This is a genomic window from Stutzerimonas stutzeri (assembly GCF_000590475.1).
In the GTDB taxonomy this organism is placed as follows: domain Bacteria; phylum Pseudomonadota; class Gammaproteobacteria; order Pseudomonadales; family Pseudomonadaceae; genus Stutzerimonas; species Stutzerimonas stutzeri_D.
The window spans coordinates 1,004,061-1,024,542 of record NZ_CP007441.1 but is presented as its reverse complement, the minus strand read 5'-3'; the positions used below and the strand labels follow the sequence as shown (position 1 = coordinate 1,024,542).

Below are 20,482 nucleotides of genomic sequence, written 5' to 3'. Positions count from 1 at the left end.
GTCAGCTGATCTGGCTGACCGCATCGCTGAACGGCGAACCAGGTCCACGCGGTCAAAGCAGCACAGGCAACCTGCGCGCCAGCCGAATTTCCTCTGGAGACAGCTCGACCCCGTACGCCAGCAACTCGACACCTGCCGCCTTGGCATCACGCAACGCGTCCGCATATAGCGAATCGATTTCGCTGGCCGGTCGCACCGCCTCTACCTCGGACAGGTTCACGCAGTACAGCTGTACCGCTCGAACCCCGTTGCGAGCCAGCGCCGCCAGCTCGCGCAGATGGCGTGCGCCTCGCGTCGTCACCGCATCGGGAAAGGCCGCGACGGCCGTGCCGCCAAAGCCGAGGGTCACGCTTTTCACTTCGACGAATGCTGGGCCATCAGCAAAATCCAGCCGAAAGTCGACCCGGCTGTTCTCGGCGCCATAGGCCACCTCGCGCTTGAGCGCAGTGAAGCCAGACAGTTCGCTGATCACACCGGCCAACAACGCCTCCTCGACCAGGCGATTGGCGCGCGCGGTATTGACGCAAGCCAGGCGGCCTTGCGGCGTCTCAACCAGCTCCCAGGTTCCTGGCAATTTGCGTTTGGGATCGCTGTTGCGCTGAAACCAGACCCGCGCGCCCTCTTCCATGCAATTGAGCATCGAGCCGGTATTGGGGCAATGAATGCACAGGTGTTCGCCGGCATCAGTGACGATATCGGCGAGGAAGCGCTTGTAACGTCGCACCAGCCGGCCCTGCTCGAGAGGCGTCGAGAAGCGCATCAGCCAACCCAGCTCTGCAGGCCACGGGCGATGCGCTCAACCGCCTGCTCCAGTTGCGGCAGATCCTGGGTATAAGCGAACCGCACATGATGCCCGGCCTGATGGCGGCCAAAATCGAGCCCCGGGGTGATGGCCACGAACTCGGTTTCCAGCATGTGCTGACAGAAGGCATAGGCGTCGCCGCCGAACGCACGGATATCGGCGTAAAGATAGAAAGCGCCCTCGGGTTCCACCGCAATGCCGAATCCCAGCTCGCGCAGGGCGGGAAGCAGAAAGTCGCGGCGACGACCGAATTCAGCCCGGCGCGCCTCGAGTATGTCCAGCGTGGCCGGCTCGAAGCAGGCCAGCGCCGCATGCTGAGCCATAGTCGGTGCGCTGATGTAAAGGTTCTGTGCCAGCTTCTCCAGCTCTGGTACCGCCGCCGGCGGCGCCACCAGCCAACCGAGGCGCCAGCCGGTCATGCCGAAATACTTGGAGAAGCTGTTAAGCACGAAAGCCTCGTCATCCACCTCCAGCACACTGGCCGCGTCGGTTCCATAAGTGAGGCCATGGTAGATCTCGTCCACCACCAGATGCCCACCGCGTGCCCTCAGCGCGGCGGATAAGCCTGCCAGCTCGTCGCGGTCGAGCAGCGTACCGGTCGGGTTGGCCGGCGAGGCGACCAGCGCACCCACGCTATCCCTGTCCCAATAGCGCTCGACCAGATCGGGCGTCAGTTGGTAGCGAACGTCAGCGCCCACCGGCACCAACTGTGCAGCGCCTTCGATCAGGCGTAGGAAATGCCGGTTGCAGGGGTAGCCGGGGTCGGCCAGCAACCAGTGCTTACCGGGATCGACCAGCAGGCTGCTGGCGAGCAACAAAGCGCCCGAACCGCCGGGAGTAATCAGCACACGTTCGGGGTCAATAGACAGTTGATAGCGCTCGGCATAGAAACCGGCAATCGCCTCGCGCAGCCGCGGCAGCCCTCGGGCCGCTGTGTAGCGTGTATGGCCGGCCGCCAGGGCAGCCTGACCGGCCGCGACGATGGGGGCAGCGGTGGTGAAGTCCGGCTCGCCGATTTCCAGGTGAATGACATCACGGCCCAGCGCCTGCAGCTCGTTGGCTCGCGCCAGCAGCGCCATGACATGAAAGGGTTCGATTGCACGGCTACGCGCGCTATATGACGAGGTCATCTGACCTTCCTGATGAGTACAAAACGTGAATTCTACCGAAGGTCCCTCTGACACCGCAGCCACCGTGATATTCGGGAGTAGCGCACCCCGATACGATCTGGTAAGTTCGCCCGCTTGCAGCCGCAGGGCCGGCACGGGCCGGCAGAGGGATTTCACTATCCTGCGCAATGGACATAGCGAGAGGCGTTCATCCATGCCCATTACCAAAACGACACCCAGCAACCAACTGATTCGCGCCTTCGTGCCCTATAAGGAATCCAAGGGTGAGGAGTACATGAGCGACGACATGCGCGCTCACTTCACCGGCATCCTCAACAAGTGGAAGCAGGAGCTGATGGAGGAAGTCGATCGCACCGTGCATCACATGCAGGACGAAGCGGCCAACTTCCCGGACCCAGCCGACCGCGCCAGCCAGGAAGAAGAATTCAGCCTGGAACTGCGCGCCCGCGACCGCGAGCGCAAGCTGATCAAGAAGATCGACGAGACGCTGCAGCTGATCGAAGACAACGAATATGGCTGGTGCGACTCTTGCGGCGTCGAGATCGGCATCCGCCGACTGGAAGCCCGCCCCACCGCCACGCTGTGCATTGATTGCAAAACGCTGGCGGAGATCAAGGAAAAGCAGATCGGTTCCTGATCCCGAACGGGGCGCTTCGGCGCCCCGCTTCATTTTCAGGCCCATCGCGCCGCGCCGTACCCCCGCCTCGCGGCTATCTACCCGAGCCGGCCGCCATGCCCCCAGCCGTTACTACCCCCTCCCCCTATGTTGGCCGCTTCGCCCCCACGCCCAGCGGCTATCTGCATTTCGGCTCGCTGATCGCAGCGCTGGCCTCGTACCTCGATGCCCGCGCAGCGGGTGGTCGCTGGTTGTTGCGCATGGAAGACCTCGACCCACCGCGGGAAATGCCCGGTGCGCAGCAGGCCATCCTTCAAGCGCTGGAAGCCTACGGATTCGAGTGGGATGGGCAGATGGTGCGCCAGAGCGAGCGGCTGGATATTTACAACGCAATGATTGAGCGTCTGTGGCAGGACGGTCATGTCTACGCTTGCGACTGCTCGCGCAAACAGCTGCAGCCCTTCGCCGGGCTTTATCCTGGCTTCTGCCGCGATGCTGAACGAGGCGTGGAGAATGCCGCCATACGTGTACGCGTGCCCGATCGCGCATACGCCTTTACCGACCGCGTGCAGGGTGAATTTCGCCAGCATCTCGGGCGCGAGGTCGGCGATTTCGTCATTCGCCGTCGCGATGGGCTGATCGCCTACCAGTTGGCCGTGGTGCTCGACGACGCCTGGCAGGGCGTAACCGACATCGTCCGTGGTGCCGACCTGCTCGACTCCACTCCGCGCCAGCTGTATCTGCAAGCACTGCTCGGCCTGCCGCAGCCACGCTACCTGCACGTGCCGCTGATCATCCAACCGGACGGCCATAAACTGGGCAAACGTTACCGTTCACCACCGCTACAGCCTGCGGAAGCCACGCCGCTGTTGCTCCGCGCGCTACGCGCCCTCGGCCAGCCGACCCCGAACGAGTTGCATGACGCGCTGCCCGGCGAAATTTTGGCCTGGGCGATTCCACGCTGGGATGCCGAGCAGATCCCGCACTGCCGCACCCTTGCCGAGGCGCAGCTGCGCTGAAAGCCGGAAGCCGGAAGCCGGAAGCCGGAAGCCGGAAGCCGGAAGCCGGAAGCGAATCAGTGTGAGCACTGGCGCTTTTTAGCTTCAAGCTTCAAGCTTTTGGCGGCTTCCTTTACCATCTCTTCCACTTACGACACGAGTTCCAGCATGTACATCTACCGACTGGTGCTGCTCCTGGTGGTGGGGATCTATCTGTTTTCCCCCGCGATCATGGACTGGTGGATCGACCCCAACGGCGCCTGGTACCGGCCCTATCTGTTGTGGCTGATCCTCATCGTGGTGACTTTCATCCTTCAGAGTCAGCGCGATGCAGACGAGCTTTAGCCTCAGCCACCTGATCCTGATTAGCGTCGCCTATCTGCTGGTGCTGTTCGGCGTGGCCTGGGTCAGCGAACGCGGGCTGATCCCCCGCTGGGTGATCCGTCATCCCTTGACCTACACCCTGTCGCTGGGTGTGTATGCCAGCGCCTGGGCGTTCTATGGCACCGTTGGTCTGGCCTATCAGTACGGCTACGGCTTCCTGGCCACCTATCTCGGCGTCTGCGGTGCCTTCCTGCTGGCGCCGGTGTTGCTTTACCCGATCCTGCGCATCACCCGCACCTATCAGCTGGCCTCGCTGGCTGATCTGTTCGCTTTCCGTTTCCGCAGCACCTGGAGCGGCGCGCTGACCACTGTCGTCATGCTGATCGGCATGCTGCCGCTGCTGGCATTGCAGATCCAGGCGGTGGCCGACGCCATCGGCATTCTCACGCTAGAGCCGCTGCAGGAGCGGGTCGCGCTGGGCTATTGCGTGATGATCATGCTGTTTACAATCCTTTTCGGTGCCCGGCATATCGCCACGCGCGAGAAGCACGAAGGACTGGTCTTCGCCATCGCCTTCGAATCGGTGGTCAAGCTGCTGACCTTCGGCGCCATCGGCCTGTATGCGCTGTATGTCGTGTTCGGCGGCCCGCATCAGCTGGAGATCTGGCTGCTGCAGAACCAGTCGGCGCTGCAGGCCTTGCATACGCCATTGCAGGAAGGCCCCTGGCGCACCCTGCTGCTGGTGTTCTTCGCCTCGGCCATCGTCATGCCGCACATGTATCACATGACCTTCACCGAGAACCTCAACCCGCGTGCCCTGGTCAGTGCCAGTTGGGGCCTGCCGTTGTATCTGCTGCTGATGAGCCTGGCCGTGCCGCTGATTCTATGGGCCGGTCTCAAGCTCGGCGTCAGCACCAATCCTGAATATTTCACCCTTGGCCTAGGCATTACGGCGCAGAGCGAAGTCCTGACGCTGGTGGCGTTCGTCGGTGGGCTGTCAGCCTCCAGCGGGTTGATCATCGTCAGCACCCTGGCGCTGTCCGGCATGGCCCTCAATCACCTGGTGCTTCCGCTCTATCAGCCACCGACCGAAGGCAACATCTATCGATGGCTGAAATGGACCCGCCGCAGTTTGATTCTGGCCATCATCATGGCCGGATACGGTTTCTATCTGCTGTTGGGCGCGGAACAGGACCTGTCCAACCTGGGCATCGTAGCCTTCGTCGCCACGCTGCAGTTCCTGCCCGGCGTGCTCTCGGTGCTCTACTGGCCGACCGCCAACCGCCGTGGTTATATCGTCGGATTGCTGGCGGGTATCAGTGTCTGGGTGGTCACCATGCTGTTGCCGCTGGTTGGCAATCTCGACGGCTTCTATATCCCGCTGCTCAATGTCGTCTATGTACTTGATGACACCAGCTGGCACCTGGCGGCGATCGCCTCGCTGGCGGTGAACGTGCTGGCATTTTCGCTGCTCTCGTTGTTCACCGAGACCAGCGCCGAGGAGCAGGCGGCCGCCGAGGCCTGCGCGGTGGAAAACGTGCGCCGACCACAACGACGCGAACTCGCAGCCGCCTCGCCGCAGGAGTTCGCCACCCAATTGGCCAAGCCGCTGGGTGCCAAGACCGCCCAGCGCGAGGTGGAACAGGCGCTGCGAGATCTACAGCTGCCCTTCGATGAACATCGACCCTATGCACTACGCCGCCTGCGCGACCGTATCGAGGCGAACCTGTCTGGCCTGATGGGCCCAAGCGTCGCCCAGGATATCGTTGAAAACTTCCTGTCCTACAAGAATGGCGCGGAAGGTTATGTCACCGAAGACATCCATTTCATCGAGAGTCGCCTGGAGGACTATCACTTGCGCCTGACCGGCCTGGCCGCTGAGCTCGATGCGCTACGCCGTTACCACCGCCAGACGCTGCAGGAGTTGCCCATGGGCGTCTGCTCGCTGGCCAAGGACCAGGAAATCCTGATGTGGAATCGTGCGCTGGAGGAGCTCACCGAAATCCCGGCGCTGCAAGTGGTGGGCTCACGCCTGTCGACCATCGCCGAGCCCTGGCAGAGTCTGCTGACCGACTTCATTCAGCAGCGCGAGGAACATCTTCACAAACAGCGGCTGCAGCTGGACGGCCACAGCCGCTGCCTGAACCTGCACAAGGCGGCAATCGCTGAACCTTTGGCACCCGGCAACAGCGGCCTGGTACTGCTGATCGAAGACCTCACCGAGACCCAACAACTGGAGGACCGACTGGTTCACTCCGAACGCCTGGCCAGCATCGGCCGGCTGGCCGCCGGTGTCGCCCACGAAATCGGCAATCCGATCACCGGCATCGCCTGCCTGGCGCAAAACCTGCGCGAGGAGCGAGAAGCCGATAAGGAGATCAGTGAGATCAGCAATCAGATCGTCGAACAGACCAAACGCGTCTCGCGCATCGTCCAGTCGTTGATGAGCTTCGCTCACGCTGGCGGCAGGCAGCAGGACCTTTACCCCGTGAGTCTGGCCGACGTGGCGCAGGACGCAATCGCCCTGCTGTCACTCAACCGGAGAGGCACGGAGGTACGCTTCTTCAATCTCTGCGACCCGCTCCATCTGGCCGAAGGCGATCCGCAGCGCCTCGCTCAGGTGCTGATCAACCTGCTTTCCAACGCTCGCGATGCGTCGGAGCCTGGCGGTGCGATACGGGTGCGCAGCGAGCAATCCGAGCAGACCGTCTATCTCATTGTCGAAGACGAAGGCAGCGGTATTCCGCAGTCCATTCAGGATCGCCTGTTCGAACCATTCTTCACCACCAAGGATCCTGGTGAAGGCACAGGCCTGGGCCTCGCTCTGGTCTATTCGATCGTGGAAGAGCATTATGGGCAAATCAATATCGACAGCCCGGCAGACCCTGAAACCCAACGCGGCACTCGTTTCCGTATCACCCTGCCGCGGCATGTCGAGGCGACAGATGCCATTGATTGACGAGGCGTTGGGCGTCGTTCGTCCGATATCGGCCCATAGGCCACTCGGCGTACAGCCGGCTACCCAGAGGCTTACACCTGGAGCCGCAATCCTGAATGGGCATGGACAGACCCACACCGCATCACGACAGCTAGCGCAGGCCACGGGACGAGCGCTCCTAGGCGCCATTATCCACCCACCTGCAGCCGCCTTCAGACCGTCGAGAGAGTACTGATGTCACATATTCTGATCGTCGAAGACGAAACCATTATCCGCTCCGCTTTGCGCCGACTGCTCGAACGCAACCAGTACGCGGTCAGCGAAGCCGGTTCGGTGCAGGAAGCGCAGGAGCGCTTCAGCATTCCGGGTTTCGATCTCATCATCAGCGACCTTCGCCTACCCGGCGCACCCGGCACCGAGCTGATCAAGCTCGCCGAAGGGACCCCCGTGTTGATCATGACCAGCTACGCGAGCCTGCGCTCCGCAGTGGATTCAATGAAAATGGGAGCGGTGGATTACATCGCCAAACCCTTCGACCACGACGAAATGCTGCAGACCGTCGCGCGCATCCTGCATGATCGGCAGCAGGCAGCTAACGCGTCCCCAGCCAGCTCACGCGGCGCCTCTACCCCACCGAATGCGACGGCCGAGGGCGAATCGCGCAACAGCGGGATCGGCATCATCGGACGCTGTGGCCCGATGCAGGATCTGTTCGGCAAGATCCGCAAGGTCGCGCCGACTGATTCCAATGTGCTGATTCAAGGGGAGTCGGGCACTGGCAAAGAGCTTGTCGCCCGCGCCCTGCATAATCTTTCCCGCCGCGCCAAGGCACCGATGATTTCGGTCAACTGCGCCGCCATCCCTGAAACACTGATCGAATCCGAGCTCTTTGGTCACGAGAAAGGTGCGTTCACCGGTGCCAGTGCCGGCCGCGCCGGGCTGGTCGAGGCCGCCGATGGAGGGACCTTGTTCCTGGATGAAATCGGCGAGCTACCCTTGGAAGCGCAGGCGCGGTTGTTACGTGTGTTACAGGAGGGAGAGATCCGGCGTGTCGGCTCCACCCAATCGCAAAAAGTCGATGTACGTCTGATCGCCGCCACCCACCGTGACCTGAAGACGCTGGCCAAGAACGGGCAGTTTCGCGAAGACCTCTATTACCGACTGCATGTCATTGCCTTGAAGCTACCGCCTCTGCGCGAGCGCGGCACCGATGTGCTGGAAATCGCCAAGGCTTTCTTGGCACGGCAGAGCGAACGCATGGGTAGCGAGGAGTTGCACTTCTCCCGGGAGGCCGAGCAGGCCGTACGGCACTACGCCTGGCCGGGGAACGTCCGGGAACTGGAGAATGCCATCGAGCGGGCTGCGATCCTCAGTGAGAGCGAGGAGATCAGCGCAGAGCTGCTGGGAATCGATATCGAACTCGACAACCTTGATGACGACTTCGATGAGCCTTGCGCTCCGCTAGGTTCTTCCATCGCGACCAGCAACGAACCGACCGAGGACCTTTCACTGGAGGATTACTTCCAGCATTTCGTACTCGAACACCAGGACCACATGACCGAGACCGAGCTTGCCCGCAAGCTGGGAATCAGCCGTAAGTGCTTGTGGGAGCGTCGCCAGCGGCTGGGGATTCCCCGACGCAAGTCCAGTGTCACCGGTTAACAGGTTGTTACCCACCCCACCGACACGTAACAGAAACCGGGTTCATCGGTAACGGGAACCCGGTTTTTCATGAGCACGAATAATCACCTAAAAAGCTAACTTGTTGATTGTAAAGGTTTTTCAAAAACTGGCACGGCAAATGCTTTCTATCTGGCACAACAACAATAACAAGCAGACCCACAATAAGAACAAGACGTACCGGCTCTAGCAAAATAAATACAAGAAGGCAGAGGCGTAGCTAACTGATTCTTTTGGAGAGGAAATGCCAAATGGGGTTTTGCCCCACGACCAGGCCGAGAACAACAAAAACTGCCTAAGCAGTGCCTGAACTGGTTGGATCGATGATCGATGGCAAGTCAGCGACCAAAGAAATCCGTTTGCTCTTTGCTCCCAACGTAGGAGCGATTCCCGGACGCGAAAGCCGAAGGGAACGGGTGATCAAACAAAAACAACACGCCCGAAATACTAATAACAACAAAGCACGCGACATCATTTAAGGGGGGAGCTTCGGCTCCCCCTAGTGCTTTCTGGCTTCGGCCGTTGTTTTGACACCTCCCCGCGCTTCGTTCACCATCCCCTTTCCCGGTGCTAGAATCCACGCTCGTTTCGTGGCTATTTCCTTCGCCATCTTGTCATTTCGCCACACAGTGCCTCTCATGCTGAAAAAGCTGTTCCAGTCTTTTCGTTCTCCCCTGCGCCGCTTCCCGCATCCCCGTCGCACACCCGAAATACTGTCCAGCCGGCAGCATTCGCTGCATCGCAACGATCTCAGCCGGCACGCCGTCAGCGTCGTCGAGCGACTTCAGCATGCCGGGTACGAAGCCTACGTCGTGGGTGGTTGCGTCCGCGATCTGCTGCTGGAGCTGGATCCGAAGGACTACGATGTTGCCACCAGCGCCACGCCAGAACAGGTGCGCGCCGAGTTTCGTAATGCCCGAGTCATTGGGCGCCGCTTCAAGCTGGTCCATGTACATTTCGGCCGCGAAATCATCGAAGTCGCCACCTTCCGGGCCAACCATCCGGAAGCGGACGACGACGAAGACATTAATCTTGCGTCCCGCAACGAAAGTGGACGGATCCTGCGCGACAACGTCTATGGCACCCTCGAAGATGACGCCCAGCGCCGCGACTTCACCATCAATGCTCTGTACTACGATCCCTCGAGCGAGCGCATTCTCGACCATACCCATGGCGTTCGTGACATACGCAATCGATTGATCCGCCTCATCGGCGATCCAGAACAGCGCTACCAGGAAGATCCGGTGCGCATGCTTCGTGCGGTTCGCTTCGCTGCGAAACTGGATTTCGAGATCGAACAGCACAGCGCCGAGCCCATTGCTGATCTGGCTGACCTGCTCAACGATGTCCCCTCGGCCCGCCTGTTCGACGAGATCATCAAGCTGTTCCTCAGCGGCAAGGCCGAACGCACCTTCGAACTGCTGCTGGAACACGACCTCTTCGCCCCGCTGTTCCCAGCCAGCGCCGAAGCCTTGGAAGACAATCCCGAGTATGCCGGCACACTGATCCGCAACGCCCTGGCCAATACCGATCAACGCATTGCCCAAGGCAAGCCGGTCACCCCGGCATTCTTGTTTGCCGCGTTGCTCTGGCCGGCCTTACCGGCGCGCGTAGCCGAGGCGCAGGCCCGAGGCTTGCCGCCGATACCGGCGATGCAGGAAGCGGCACACGAGCTGATCTGGGAACAATGCCAACGCACAGCCATCCCGAAGCGGTTCACCATGCCGATGCGGGAAATCTGGGACATGCAGGAGCGTCTGCCGCGCCGCCAGGGACGTCGCGCCGACCAGTTGCTGGACAATCCGCGTTTCCGCGCGGGTTATGACTTTCTCTTGCTGCGCGAAAGCGCTGGGGAGCAGACCGACAACCTGGGCGAATGGTGGACCGACTACCAGGAAGCCAGCGAAAGCGAACGCCGCAACATGATTCGCGGACTCAGCAGTAAGGACGATGGCAGCGGCGCGCCCCGTAAACGACGCCGCAGCGGGCGACGCAAACGCGGCCCGAATGAAAGCGCACCGGCGTCCGTCGATTAAATGGAACGGGTATACATCGGCCTTGGCAGCAATCTGGCCGAGCCCCGCGAACAGTTGCGCGGTGCGATCCGGGCGCTGGCGGCTATCTCCTTAACCCGGCTCGTCGCCGTGTCCTCGCTTTACGTCAGCGACCCGCTCGGCCCACCGGACCAACCGCGCTACAACAATGCCGTCGCCGTACTCGACACCGCGCTGGCGCCGCTCGAATTGCTCGATGCGCTGCAAGCCATCGAACGAGCCCAGGGCCGGGAGCGCAAGGCGGAACGCTGGGGCCCGCGAACGCTGGATCTGGATATCCTGCTGTTCGGTGATCGCCAGCTCAATGAACCACGCCTGACGGTGCCGCATTACCACCTGCACGCCAGGGCCTTCGTACTGTATCCACTTGCTGAGGTGGCGCCTGAGGCGCTGCAATTGGCCGATGGACGCCGTCTCGCCGAGCTTATCGCAGCCTGCCCCTTCGAGGGCCTGGAACGCCTGGACGACGCCTTGTAACCAGTCGGTAACAGTTGTAACGGTGCGGGTAACACTCCTGATTGACTTAGCACGCTGCCATCGGGACTATAAGCGCCCGCTACCGGCACGCATCGAATTGAGGCGCTCAGCGCGCAATCGCTGACGCTCCGAGTGCAACGTGATCTCTCAGAGGCTCTAGGAGGACGGCATTCATGCCAGACGTAACCCTGACTACCCTGCAAGGCCTCAAGCAGAAAGGCGAAAAAATCGTCATGCTCACCTGCTATGACGCAACCTTCGCCAAGACCGCCTGCGAAGCCGGGGTCGAGATGCTGCTGATCGGCGACTCTCTGGGCATGGTCCTGCAAGGACACGACAGCACCCTGCCCGTGACCGTTGAAGAGATGGCTTACCACACCGCCTGCGTCAAACGCGGCAATCGTGGCGCGATGATTCTTGCCGACCTGCCTTTCATGGCCAACGCGACCGTCGAGCAAACGCTGGATAACTCGGCGACGCTGATGAAGGCCGGTGCGCACATGATCAAGGTCGAAGGTGCGGCATGGCTGGCCGAGTCCATTCGACTGCTGGCCGAACGCGGCATTCCGGTCTGTGCCCACATGGGCCTGACCCCTCAGGCCGTGAACATCTTTGGTGGCTATAAGGTCCAGGGCCGCCAGGATGCCCAGGCGCAGCAGATGATTGCCGACGCGCAGGCCCTCGAAGCCGCTGGCGCCGCCATGCTGCTGCTCGAGTGCATCCCCAGCGAACTGGCCGCCCGCATTACCCAGGCCGTCGCGGTGCCGGTGATCGGCATCGGCGCCGGCAACGCCACCGATGGCCAGGTGCTGGTGCTGCACGACATGCTGGGGCTTTCGCTCAGTGGACGCGCGCCCAGGTTTGTCAAAAACTTCATGCCGGAGCATGGCGACATCCCCTCCGCCATCGCCGCCTATGTACGGGCGGTAAAGGCCGTTGAATTTCCCGCAGCCGAACATGGATTTTCCGCATGAACGTGGTCAAGACTATCGCTGACCTGCGCGCCGCGGTGGCACGTGCGCGTGGCGAGGGCAAACGCATCGGCTTCGTGCCGACCATGGGCAACCTGCATGCTGGCCACATCGCGCTGGTGAAGAAGGCGGGTCAACGCGCCGACTTCGTGGTTGCCAGCATCTTCGTCAACCCGATGCAGTTCGGTCCCAACGAGGATCTCGCCAGCTATCCGCGTACGCTCACCGCCGACCAGGAAAAGCTCTTCGAGGCGGGCTGTCATCTTTTGTTCGCACCAAACGTCGAGGAAATGTATCCCCACGGCCAAGCCATGCAGACCATCGTCCGCGTACCGGGCGTGTCCGAAGGGCTATGCGGCGGTAGTCGGCCGGGGCATTTCGACGGCGTCTCTACGGTTGTCAGCAAATTATTCAACATGGTGCTGCCCGATCTCGCCGTGTTCGGCCAGAAGGATTTTCAGCAGTTGGCCGTGATTCGCACCATGGTTCGTGACCTGAACATGCCGGTGCAGATTATTGGCGAGCCGATCGTGCGCGCCGATGACGGCTTGGCGCTATCATCTCGCAACGGCTACCTCAGTGCCGATGAGCGTGCGACGGCTCCGGCGTTGTACCGCACGCTCAAGCAGCTGGCGGAGGCGATCCACAGCGGGGATCGGGACTATCCAGGCCTTTTGGCCAAGGGTCTGCAGGCGCTGAAGGCCGCCGGTCTGCGGCCTGACTACTTGGAGTTTCGTGATGCGTCGGACCTGAAACCCGCCGCCGCGGATACTCGCGAACTGGTTATTCTCGCAGCGGCCTTTCTCGGCAAGACGCGTCTGATCGACAACTTGCTGGTGGATACTGGCAAGCCCGCGCCATCGTAATCACGCCCACTATCGGTATGGTCCGATTGGCCCTTGGTATTGATCAGGTCCGAGGGTTCGGGCACACTCTGCGCCGCTTGCGCACCCGGAGGAACCCGCCATGCACGCCATCATGCTCAAGGCAAAACTGCACCGCGCCCAGGTGACCCATTCGGTGCTGGATTACGAAGGCTCCTGCGCCATCGACGGCGACTGGCTGGACTTGGCCGGCATCCGCGAATACGAACAGATCCAGATCTACAACGTCGATAACGGTGAACGCTTTACCACCTATGCCATCCGCGGCGAGGAAGGTTCGAAGATCATCTCCGTCAATGGCGCCGCAGCGCATAAGGCCGGCGTCGGTCATCGCTTGATCATCTGTGCCTACGCGCATTACAGCGAAGCCGAACTGGCGAGCTTCAAGCCACACGTGTTGTACATGGGCGCCGATGGCGATCTCAGTCATACCAGCAACGCCATTCCGGTTCAGGTCGCCTGATTCCGAGTGAGTTGCGCAAAAAGCCCGCACCGCCATCGCGCTGCGGGCTTTTTTGTGCTTCAAAGGTTTCCCCTGACCGACGAAATCCGCAACGGTTTCGGACTGTCAGGCTAGCATTAGCACCAAGCGCAGCAAGCGCTCGGAACGCCAGGCGTTTTTCCCAGTCAGACTGTCTCGACAGCGCAGGATGCGCCACCGCCGCGTCATCGAACCGGAGCGGTACGCGCCCGGCGCAGTCGGGATGAATGCCCGCGCGTCAGCATGATCGAATGACTGTCCGGCAGCTGCAGCGCCTCCATACCCACTGGGCCCTTCAGACATGCAGACAGTCCGCCAAGCAAAGGAAGCCGCACTACGATGAGCTATTACCAGCACCCTCTCGATGCCACCGGCCTGTCGTCCTGGAAGGCCTTGGAAGAACACCGCCTGGCCATGCAGAACTTCAGCATGCGCGAAGCTTTCAAAGCTGACCCGACACGCTTCGAGGACTTGTCGGTTTCGTGCTGTGGCCTGTTTCTCGACTATTCGAAAAACCTGGTCACCCCCGAAACCCGCACGCTACTGGTCAACCTGGCCCGTGAAGCGGGCGTCGAGCAAGCCGCGCACGCCATGTTCGAAGGGCAGCAGATCAACGCGTCAGAGAAACGCCCGGTGCTGCACACGGCGCTGCGACGCCCCATGGGCGACTCGGTCATGGTTGACGGCCACAACATCATGCGCGATGTGCATACCGCGCTGGCGCAGATGACCGATATCGTCACTCGCATCCACAACAACCTCTGGCGCGGCTTCAGCGACAAGACCATCACCGACGTGGTGAACATCGGTATCGGCGGGTCTTTCCTGGGGCCGCAGCTGGTGTCCGAAGCGCTGTTGCCGTTCACCCAGCATGGCGTGCGCACTCACTATCTGGCGAATATCGATGGCAGCGAATTCCGCGAAGTGACCGCCAAACTGAACGTCGAAACCACCCTGTTCATTATTTCCAGCAAGACATTCGGCACCCTCGAGACGCTGAAGAATGCCCAGGCGGCGCGCACCTGGTATCTCGGCAAGGGTGGTACCGAGGAGAAGCTCTATCGTCACTTCATCGCAGTGACCAGCAACAAGCAGGCCGCCGTCGATTTCGGTATTCGTGAAAAGAACATCTTCCCGATGTGGGATTGGGTCGGCGGGCGCTATTCGCTGTGGTCAGCGATCGGCCTGCCCATCGCCCTGGCGATCGGCATGTCCAACTTCAAGGACCTGCTGTCCGGTGCCTACAGCATGGATAGCCACTTCCTCAATGAGCCCTTCGAAAGCAACATGCCGGTGCTGCTGGCAATGCTCGGGATCTGGTATCACAACTTCTGGGGCGCGCAGAGCTACGCCTTTCTGCCGTACGACCACTACCTGCGCAACTTCGTCAAACATTTGCAACAGATGGACATGGAGTCCAACGGCAAGAGCGTCCGGCAGGATGGCTCGCCGGTTTCCTGCAGCACGGGCCCGGTTATCTGGGGTGGTGTTGGAGCCAACGGCCAGCACGCCTACCATCAACTGCTGCATCAAGGCACTCCGCTGATTCCTGCCGATTTCATCGTGCCGGTAGTCAGCCACAACCCGGTGGCCGACCACCATGAATGGCTTTACGCCAACTGCCTGTCGCAGAGCCAGGCATTGATGCTCGGCAAGACCCGGGAAGAAGCCGAAGCCGAACTGCGTGCCAAGGGCATGAGCGAAGCCGAGATTGAGCGCCTGGCACCGCATAAAGTCATTCCTGGTAACCGGCCGAGCAACACATTGGTGATGGAAACCATCAGCCCCGGCCGCCTGGGTGCGCTGATCGCGCTGTACGAGCACAAGGTATTCGTACAGGGCGTGATCTGGGGGATCAACTCCTTCGACCAGTGGGGTGTGGAATTGGGCAAGGATCTGGGCAAGGCGGTCTATGGCCAGATGACCAGCTTTGATGCACCACCTGCCGAGGATGCCTCGACCCAGGGCCTGATCAACTTCTTCCGCGGCCGTCATCGCGGCTGAACAGCTGTACAAACCGGACGGCGTCTCGCTGTCCGGCTCCCGCTTCCTACGTAGCACCCTTCGGACTCCCGCGTACTCTGGCCGACACTCATCGGCCGGGCCGGGTAACATGCGCGCATCGGGGTAACATCCGCTTTCCCCAGCCAAGCCAGACGTCACCATGGAGTTCATTCGCCGTCATATCGAATCGCAGGTGCTCAGCCTTACAGGCCTGGCCATCGGCGGCGTCGATTACGAAAACCCACCGGGCGACCTGGGGCTGTTCGGGCCGGACTCCGTCTGCTGGCGTGTGCATGGCGATTTTACCTCGATGATGGTTGGCGGCATTTCCGCCCTGCTGCTTCAGGCGCTGCATCCGCTGGCGCTGGCTGGCGTCTGGGATCACTCGAATTTCCGCGAAGACTTGCTTGGTCGCTTGCGTCGCACCGGGCAGTTCATCTCAGCGACCACTTTCGGCAGCCAGGCCGACGCGCAACGATTGATCGAGCGGGTTCGGGCGATTCACCTCAACGTTACCGGCCACGCCGCCGATGGCCGTCCTTATGCCGCTTATGACCCTGATCTACTGACCTGGGTACATGTGGCCGAGGTCAGCAGCTTTCTCAAGGCGCACTTGCGTTATCTCAACCCTGACCTGTCTGGCAGTGACCAAGATCGCTATTACGCAGAAGTCGCGCGGATCGCCGAGTCGTTGGGCGCTCGCGACGTGCCGCGCTCAAGGCAGCAGATCGACGACTATCTGGAGGAGGTACAGCCGCAACTGCGGTGCGATGAGCGCTCTCGGGAAATCCTTCGTGTGCTATTCAACGCCCCCGCTCCCAGCGTGCTGACCCGGCCGTTTGGCGCCCTCATGATGCAGGCTGGAGTGGAGCTGCTGCCAGATTGGGCGAGCGCCATGCTCGAGCTGCACCAGAGCCCACGCCAGCGCCAACTGATACAGCTCGGTGTCAGACGCACCGCACCCGTACTGCGCTGGGCGGTGCGCAGCGGCTCGGTGCACAGGGCCCGTCGACGCATGGGTCTGCCTAGCCGCTAGCGTTTTCCGATAAACTGCGTGCCCTTCTCGCAGAGCCGCCGCGCATGCCTCCTCTAGAACAGGCGCTGCGCGCCGCTTACCACAACCGCGAAGCGCTGCTGGATCAGTTGCATGCACAAGGCACCGACTGCTACCGACTGTTTCATGGTAGCCAGGAAGGCGCGCCAGGCCTGACGGCTGATCGTTATGGCCCACTGTTGCTCGTACAGAGCTTTCATCAACCACTCGAACGCGACGCTCTGCTGGCACTGCATGAGCAGCTTTGCACCAGCCTCGGCGAGCCCTTGTCGCTGGTTTACAACGACCGCTCCCAGGGCAACTCACGCATTGATCGCACTGACCCGGTGTATCGCGCCGACCCTGCAGGGCTGGACGATCAGGTTGGTCGGGAATGGGGCCTCAACTACCGCGTCCGCGCGCGCCACAGCGGGCAGGACCCACTGCTGTTTCTCGATCTGCGCAATGCTCGCGGCTGGGTCAAAGCCAACAGCGCCGGGAAGTCGGTGCTCAATCTCTTTGCCTATACCTGTGGCGTCGGGCTCTGCGCTGCAGCCGGTGGCGCGCGCGAGGTGTGGAACCTGGACTTCGCCGAAAGCAACCTCGCGGTCGGGCGAGAGAACGGAGCACTCAACCCCGAGCTGGCCCCGATGCAGTTCGTGCAGTCGGACTATTTCCCGGCGATCCGGCAGCTGGCGGGTTTACCTATCTCGCAGCGACGCGGACGCGCGCTCCCCGACTACCCGCGCCTGATGCCGAAGCAGTTCGATCTGATACTGCTCGACCCCCCGGCCTGGTCGAAAAGCGCGTTCGGCACAGTCGATCTACTGCGCGACTATCAGAGCCTGCTCAAGCCTGCACTGCTTGCCACGGCGGAAGGCGGGGTGCTGATCTGTTGTAACAACCTGGCGAAAATCAGCCTCGACGATTGGCGAGAGCAGGTTTTGCGTTGCGCGATGAAGACAGGACGACCGGTACGTGATTGCCAGGTGCTGTCGCCGGCACACGATTTTCCGTCCATCGATGGGCAACCTCCTCTGAAGGTCCTGACGCTGCAATTGTGAAACGCCGCAATACACCCGGACCTTAGAGGAACCCGCCTGTCGTGCCATACTCCAAGGCAGTTCACCGCCCGGAATGTAGGTTCGCATGCCCAACGGAATGAAGCGCGCGCTCATCGGCCTGATGACCGCACTGGTCTGCTATTGCCTCCTCGGCTTCCTGATATTGCCCGGGGTCGCCCAACGTATCGTCAATCAGCAGCTGATCCAGTACGCCACGGTGCCGGCACGCCTGGAGCGAATCGAGTTCAACCCTTTCAGTCTCGAACTCACGCTGTTCAATCTGCGCCTCGGCGAGGCCGAGCAGCCACAGCTCGGTTTCGAGCGCCTCTACCTCAATCTTCAATGGAGCAGTCTCTGGCGTCGCGCCTTGCAGATCGAGGATATCGAGCTGGTTCAGCTGCACACTGAAGTGGTCTTCGACAAGGATGGGGTACTCAACCTGACGCAGCTGTTCGACCTGCCCGTGGCCGAGGAGCAGCCGGACGAGGCGGAGCAAGAGCCTTTCGCGCTACGCATTGGACGGCTTCAATTGGTGGAGGGATCGGTCCACTTCGCCGATCAGCGGCCCGATGAACCCATCGATTTCCTGCTCGATTCGCTCGACTTCGAATTGATGAACTTCGCCACTCGTTCGGATGACGCGGCCGATGCGGTTCTGGTCGCAACCGGCCCCAGCGGGGCCCGTGTGGACTGGACCGGGCAAATCAACCTGTCGCCCATCAGCTCGTCCGGCCAGCTGAAAATAAGCGACCTACTACTGAAGGATTTCTGGGCCTACGCGCAAGACGCCGTACCACTGCGCCTGCAGGAAGGCAGGCTGAGTTTCTCCAGTGACTATCGCCTCGACCTTGCGCAGAGCACCGAGCTGCAGCTGAGCAACCTGAATGCGCAGCTGGCGCCTCTCAAGCTGGACACCCCGGACGGGCAGCCTCTGGTTCGCCTGGAGAGCCTTGAAATCAGCAATACCTCGCTGGATCTGGCCAAGCAACAAGTAGTGATCGGCGAGTTGCGCAGCCGCGCACTGGAGACCTGGGTGGCTCGGGAACCGGACGGCGAGCTGAACTGGCTGAAGCTACTGGCACCCTCGACTACCCTTGAGGCGAGCCAGAACCCCGACCGGACGCAAAGCGTAGAGCAAAGCCCAGAGCCAACCCCATCGCCGACAGCAGCCGACAGCAGCGCCACGGCCAAGAGCGCCTGGCAGGTTCTGCTGCGTGATGCGCAGTTGCGCGACTACCGTATTCACCTGAGCGATCGCGTCCCGGAAGGAAGCGTCGCCTTGGAGTTGGGCCCACTGAATCTCGATGTGTCCGACTTCGACAGCCTGGGCACCCGACCTTTCAAGCTTGATCTGAACACTCGCGTTGGCAATCAGGGTGTCCTGCAAGCCGCAGGACAATTGCAACTGCAACCGGCCGCGGGGCAGCTCAAGATCAGCACACAGGATATCGACCTGCGTATCGCACAGGCCTACCTGACGCCATTGATTCATCTCGAATTGCGCAGCGGGATGCTGGCCAGCCAGCTGGACCTCGAGCTGACCGGCACCGAGCCCCTGGCATTCAATCTAGGCGGGACAGCCGAAATCACCCAACTGCATACGCTGGATACCATCAAAAATCGCGACTTCGTCAAATGGCAGCGCCTGAAGCTCGATGGATTGAAATACCAGCATCCTCAGCAGCTGCAGGTCGAACATATTGAGCTGAGCCAGCCCTACGCGCGCTTCATCATCAACCCCGACCTCACCACCAACATCAATGACTTGCTGGTGGACAAATCGACACCGGACGATCGTGAGGCCACTTCCGCTGCAACGGAGCCGATGTCCATCCAAATCGGCGGCATTGCGATAGATAATGGCTCGGCTAACTTTTCCGATCTCAGTCTGCGCCCGCCCTTCATCACCGCAGTGCAAGAGCTCAATGGCCAGATCGGGACGATCGACAACCGAGCCCAACAACCGGCCACCGTCGACGTTGAAGGCAAGGTTGATCGCTACGCTCCGGTGAGCATCAAGGGGAACCTCACGCCCTTTGATCCGCTGCAGAGTCTCGATATCGTCACCCGCTTCAGGCAGGTCGAGCTCACCACACTCTCGCCCTACTCCGGTAAGTTTGCCGGATATCGCATCCGCAAGGGCCGCCTCGATCTCGATCTGCACTATCGCATTCAGCAAGGCCAGCTGAACGCCGAAAACAAGGTCGTACTGCAACAGTTGCAGCTCGGAGAGAAAGTGGACAGCCCCGAAGCAGTCGATCTTCCCGTCCGACTGGCCGTCGCGCTGTTAAAGGACAGTCACGGCACTATCTCGCTTGAGCTGCCGGTGCAGGGCAACCTTAACAGCCCGCAATTCGACGTCATGCCGATCGTCTGGCAGACGCTGCGCAACCTGGTGACGCGCGCGGTCCAGGCGCCGTTCAAGTTTCTTGCCGGTCTGGCGGGCGGCGAACAGAACGACCTCAGCCAAGTCCTGTTCGCGCCAGGCAATAGTGAGCTTGACGAACAAGCGCGCGGCAACCTGAGCACGCTGGCACGAGCACTCCAGGAGCGTCCAGTGCTGCGCCTGGAAGTCGAAGGGCAGAGCTCACCGCAAGCGGATGGGCCGCTAATAGCCGAGCAATGGCTGCAACGCGAATTTCAGGAAACTTGGTACAAGGTGCTACAGCGTCGAGGCGATAAAGTACCTGCCGACGCCGCGCAGCTGGAAATCGGCGAGGAGGAAAAGGACGCCATGCTCGAAGGCATCTACCGCAGTCGACTCGGGCAACAGCCACCCGCTCAATGGAGCGAACTCGACGAGCAGGAGCGTAGCAAGCGAATGCGCGACGCCGTGGTGGCCAGCCGAGCGGACAGCACCGCGCTATTGCGCAGCCTAAGCCGCGCTCGCGCCGCTTCGATCAAGGATTACCTGGTGGACCAGTCAGGGCTTGAGGACTCACGGGTTTATCTACTGGACACCGGCATCACGCAAACCGAAGAAGCCGGACGAATTCCAACTTCGCTGCATCTGGGAAGCGAGTGAC

16 protein-coding genes are annotated in these 20,482 nt (G+C 61.3%); 14 read left to right on the top strand and 2 right to left on the bottom strand.

The annotated features are described in order from the left end of the window. Nucleotides 1-52: 52 nt before the first annotated feature. On the bottom strand, nucleotides 53-760 hold the full coding sequence (sfsA, locus tag CH92_RS04690; RefSeq protein ID WP_025240619.1) for a DNA/RNA nuclease SfsA: 708 nt from the start codon (nucleotides 758-760) through the stop codon (nucleotides 53-55). Further along, complete coding sequence (locus CH92_RS04685) at nucleotides 760-1,932, bottom strand: pyridoxal phosphate-dependent aminotransferase (protein ID WP_025240618.1); 1,173 nt, start codon at nucleotides 1,930-1,932, stop codon at nucleotides 760-762. The genes sfsA and CH92_RS04685 overlap by 1 nt, the downstream gene beginning before the upstream one ends. Before the next feature lie 193 nt (nucleotides 1,933-2,125). On the opposite strand from CH92_RS04685, the gene dksA reads away from it, so the two are divergent. The 14 genes from dksA to CH92_RS04615 all read left to right on the top strand — a co-directional run bounded on the left by dksA (nucleotide 2,126) and on the right by CH92_RS04615 (nucleotide 20,481). Next, nucleotides 2,126-2,569 (top strand): RNA polymerase-binding protein DksA, encoded by a 444-nt coding sequence (dksA, locus tag CH92_RS04680; RefSeq protein WP_025240617.1) that lies wholly within the window; start codon nucleotides 2,126-2,128, stop codon nucleotides 2,567-2,569. Nucleotides 2,570-2,664: 95 nt separating this feature from the next. Beyond that, nucleotides 2,665-3,567, top strand: coding sequence for a tRNA glutamyl-Q(34) synthetase GluQRS (gluQRS, locus tag CH92_RS04675; protein WP_025240616.1), 903 nt, complete (start codon nucleotides 2,665-2,667; stop codon nucleotides 3,565-3,567). Nucleotides 3,568-3,714: 147 nt separating this feature from the next. Further along, nucleotides 3,715-3,891: a hypothetical protein gene (locus tag CH92_RS21825; RefSeq protein ID WP_003095129.1), complete on the top strand. Its 177-nt coding sequence runs from the start codon at nucleotides 3,715-3,717 to the stop codon at nucleotides 3,889-3,891. After that, entirely contained in the window at nucleotides 3,875-6,829 is a 2,955-nt protein-coding gene (locus tag CH92_RS04665; RefSeq protein WP_025240615.1) for a sensor histidine kinase, read from the top strand. The genes CH92_RS21825 and CH92_RS04665 overlap by 17 nt, the downstream gene beginning before the upstream one ends. A 213-nt stretch (nucleotides 6,830-7,042) precedes the next feature. Continuing rightward, nucleotides 7,043-8,470, top strand: coding sequence for a sigma-54-dependent transcriptional regulator (locus CH92_RS04660; RefSeq protein ID WP_025240614.1), 1,428 nt, complete (start codon nucleotides 7,043-7,045; stop codon nucleotides 8,468-8,470). A gap of 656 nt (nucleotides 8,471-9,126) precedes the next feature. After that, entirely contained in the window at nucleotides 9,127-10,524 is a 1,398-nt protein-coding gene (locus tag CH92_RS04655) for a polynucleotide adenylyltransferase PcnB (RefSeq protein ID WP_025240613.1), read from the top strand. Beyond that, nucleotides 10,525-11,019 carry a 2-amino-4-hydroxy-6-hydroxymethyldihydropteridine diphosphokinase gene (folK, locus tag CH92_RS04650; RefSeq protein ID WP_025240612.1) on the top strand — a complete coding sequence of 165 codons (495 nt, stop codon included), beginning with the start codon at nucleotides 10,525-10,527 and terminating at the stop codon, nucleotides 11,017-11,019. A gap of 173 nt (nucleotides 11,020-11,192) precedes the next feature. After that, complete coding sequence (panB, locus tag CH92_RS04645) at nucleotides 11,193-11,993, top strand: 3-methyl-2-oxobutanoate hydroxymethyltransferase (protein ID WP_025240611.1); 801 nt, start codon at nucleotides 11,193-11,195, stop codon at nucleotides 11,991-11,993. Then, nucleotides 11,990-12,856, top strand: a complete 867-nt coding sequence (gene panC, locus CH92_RS04640; protein WP_025240610.1) for a pantoate--beta-alanine ligase — start codon at nucleotides 11,990-11,992, stop codon at nucleotides 12,854-12,856. Before panB ends, panC begins: the two co-directional genes overlap by 4 nt. Nucleotides 12,857-12,956: 100 nt before the next feature. Continuing rightward, nucleotides 12,957-13,337: an aspartate 1-decarboxylase gene (panD, locus tag CH92_RS04635; RefSeq protein WP_025240609.1), complete on the top strand. Its 381-nt coding sequence runs from the start codon at nucleotides 12,957-12,959 to the stop codon at nucleotides 13,335-13,337. 357 nt (nucleotides 13,338-13,694) lie between these two features. Further along, nucleotides 13,695-15,359 (top strand): glucose-6-phosphate isomerase, encoded by a 1,665-nt coding sequence (gene pgi / locus CH92_RS04630; RefSeq protein ID WP_025240608.1) that lies wholly within the window; start codon nucleotides 13,695-13,697, stop codon nucleotides 15,357-15,359. Between the two features lie 160 nt (nucleotides 15,360-15,519). Beyond that, nucleotides 15,520-16,395, top strand: coding sequence for an oxygenase MpaB family protein (locus tag CH92_RS04625; RefSeq protein WP_025240607.1), 876 nt, complete (start codon nucleotides 15,520-15,522; stop codon nucleotides 16,393-16,395). 44 nt (nucleotides 16,396-16,439) lie between these two features. After that, complete coding sequence (locus tag CH92_RS04620) at nucleotides 16,440-17,456, top strand: class I SAM-dependent rRNA methyltransferase (protein WP_025240606.1); 1,017 nt, start codon at nucleotides 16,440-16,442, stop codon at nucleotides 17,454-17,456. An 85-nt stretch (nucleotides 17,457-17,541) separates the two neighbouring features. After that, nucleotides 17,542-20,481 carry a DUF748 domain-containing protein gene (locus tag CH92_RS04615; RefSeq protein WP_025240605.1) on the top strand — a complete coding sequence of 980 codons (2,940 nt, stop codon included), beginning with the start codon at nucleotides 17,542-17,544 and terminating at the stop codon, nucleotides 20,479-20,481. Nucleotide 20,482: the final 1 nt, after the last annotated feature.

Excerpts from the sequence above, each read along its gene's own strand:
- sfsA (WP_025240619.1), bottom strand. The coding sequence starts at position 760 with ATGCGCTTCTCGACGCCTCTCGAGCAGGGCCGGCTGGTGCGACGTTAC.
- CH92_RS04685 (WP_025240618.1), bottom strand. The coding sequence starts at position 1,932 with ATGACCTCGTCATATAGCGCGCGTAGCCGTGCAATCGAACCCTTTCAT.
- dksA (WP_025240617.1), top strand. The coding sequence starts at position 2,126 with ATGCCCATTACCAAAACGACACCCAGCAACCAACTGATTCGCGCCTTC.
- gluQRS (WP_025240616.1), top strand. The coding sequence starts at position 2,665 with ATGCCCCCAGCCGTTACTACCCCCTCCCCCTATGTTGGCCGCTTCGCC.
- CH92_RS21825 (WP_003095129.1), top strand. The coding sequence starts at position 3,715 with ATGTACATCTACCGACTGGTGCTGCTCCTGGTGGTGGGGATCTATCTG.
- CH92_RS04665 (WP_025240615.1), top strand. The coding sequence starts at position 3,875 with ATGCAGACGAGCTTTAGCCTCAGCCACCTGATCCTGATTAGCGTCGCC.
- CH92_RS04660 (WP_025240614.1), top strand. The coding sequence starts at position 7,043 with ATGTCACATATTCTGATCGTCGAAGACGAAACCATTATCCGCTCCGCT.
- CH92_RS04655 (WP_025240613.1), top strand. The coding sequence starts at position 9,127 with ATGCTGAAAAAGCTGTTCCAGTCTTTTCGTTCTCCCCTGCGCCGCTTC.
- folK (WP_025240612.1), top strand. The coding sequence starts at position 10,525 with ATGGAACGGGTATACATCGGCCTTGGCAGCAATCTGGCCGAGCCCCGC.
- panB (WP_025240611.1), top strand. The coding sequence starts at position 11,193 with ATGCCAGACGTAACCCTGACTACCCTGCAAGGCCTCAAGCAGAAAGGC.
- panC (WP_025240610.1), top strand. The coding sequence starts at position 11,990 with ATGAACGTGGTCAAGACTATCGCTGACCTGCGCGCCGCGGTGGCACGT.
- panD (WP_025240609.1), top strand. The coding sequence starts at position 12,957 with ATGCACGCCATCATGCTCAAGGCAAAACTGCACCGCGCCCAGGTGACC.
- pgi (WP_025240608.1), top strand. The coding sequence starts at position 13,695 with ATGAGCTATTACCAGCACCCTCTCGATGCCACCGGCCTGTCGTCCTGG.
- CH92_RS04625 (WP_025240607.1), top strand. The coding sequence starts at position 15,520 with ATGGAGTTCATTCGCCGTCATATCGAATCGCAGGTGCTCAGCCTTACA.
- CH92_RS04620 (WP_025240606.1), top strand. The coding sequence starts at position 16,440 with ATGCCTCCTCTAGAACAGGCGCTGCGCGCCGCTTACCACAACCGCGAA.
- CH92_RS04615 (WP_025240605.1), top strand. The coding sequence starts at position 17,542 with ATGCCCAACGGAATGAAGCGCGCGCTCATCGGCCTGATGACCGCACTG.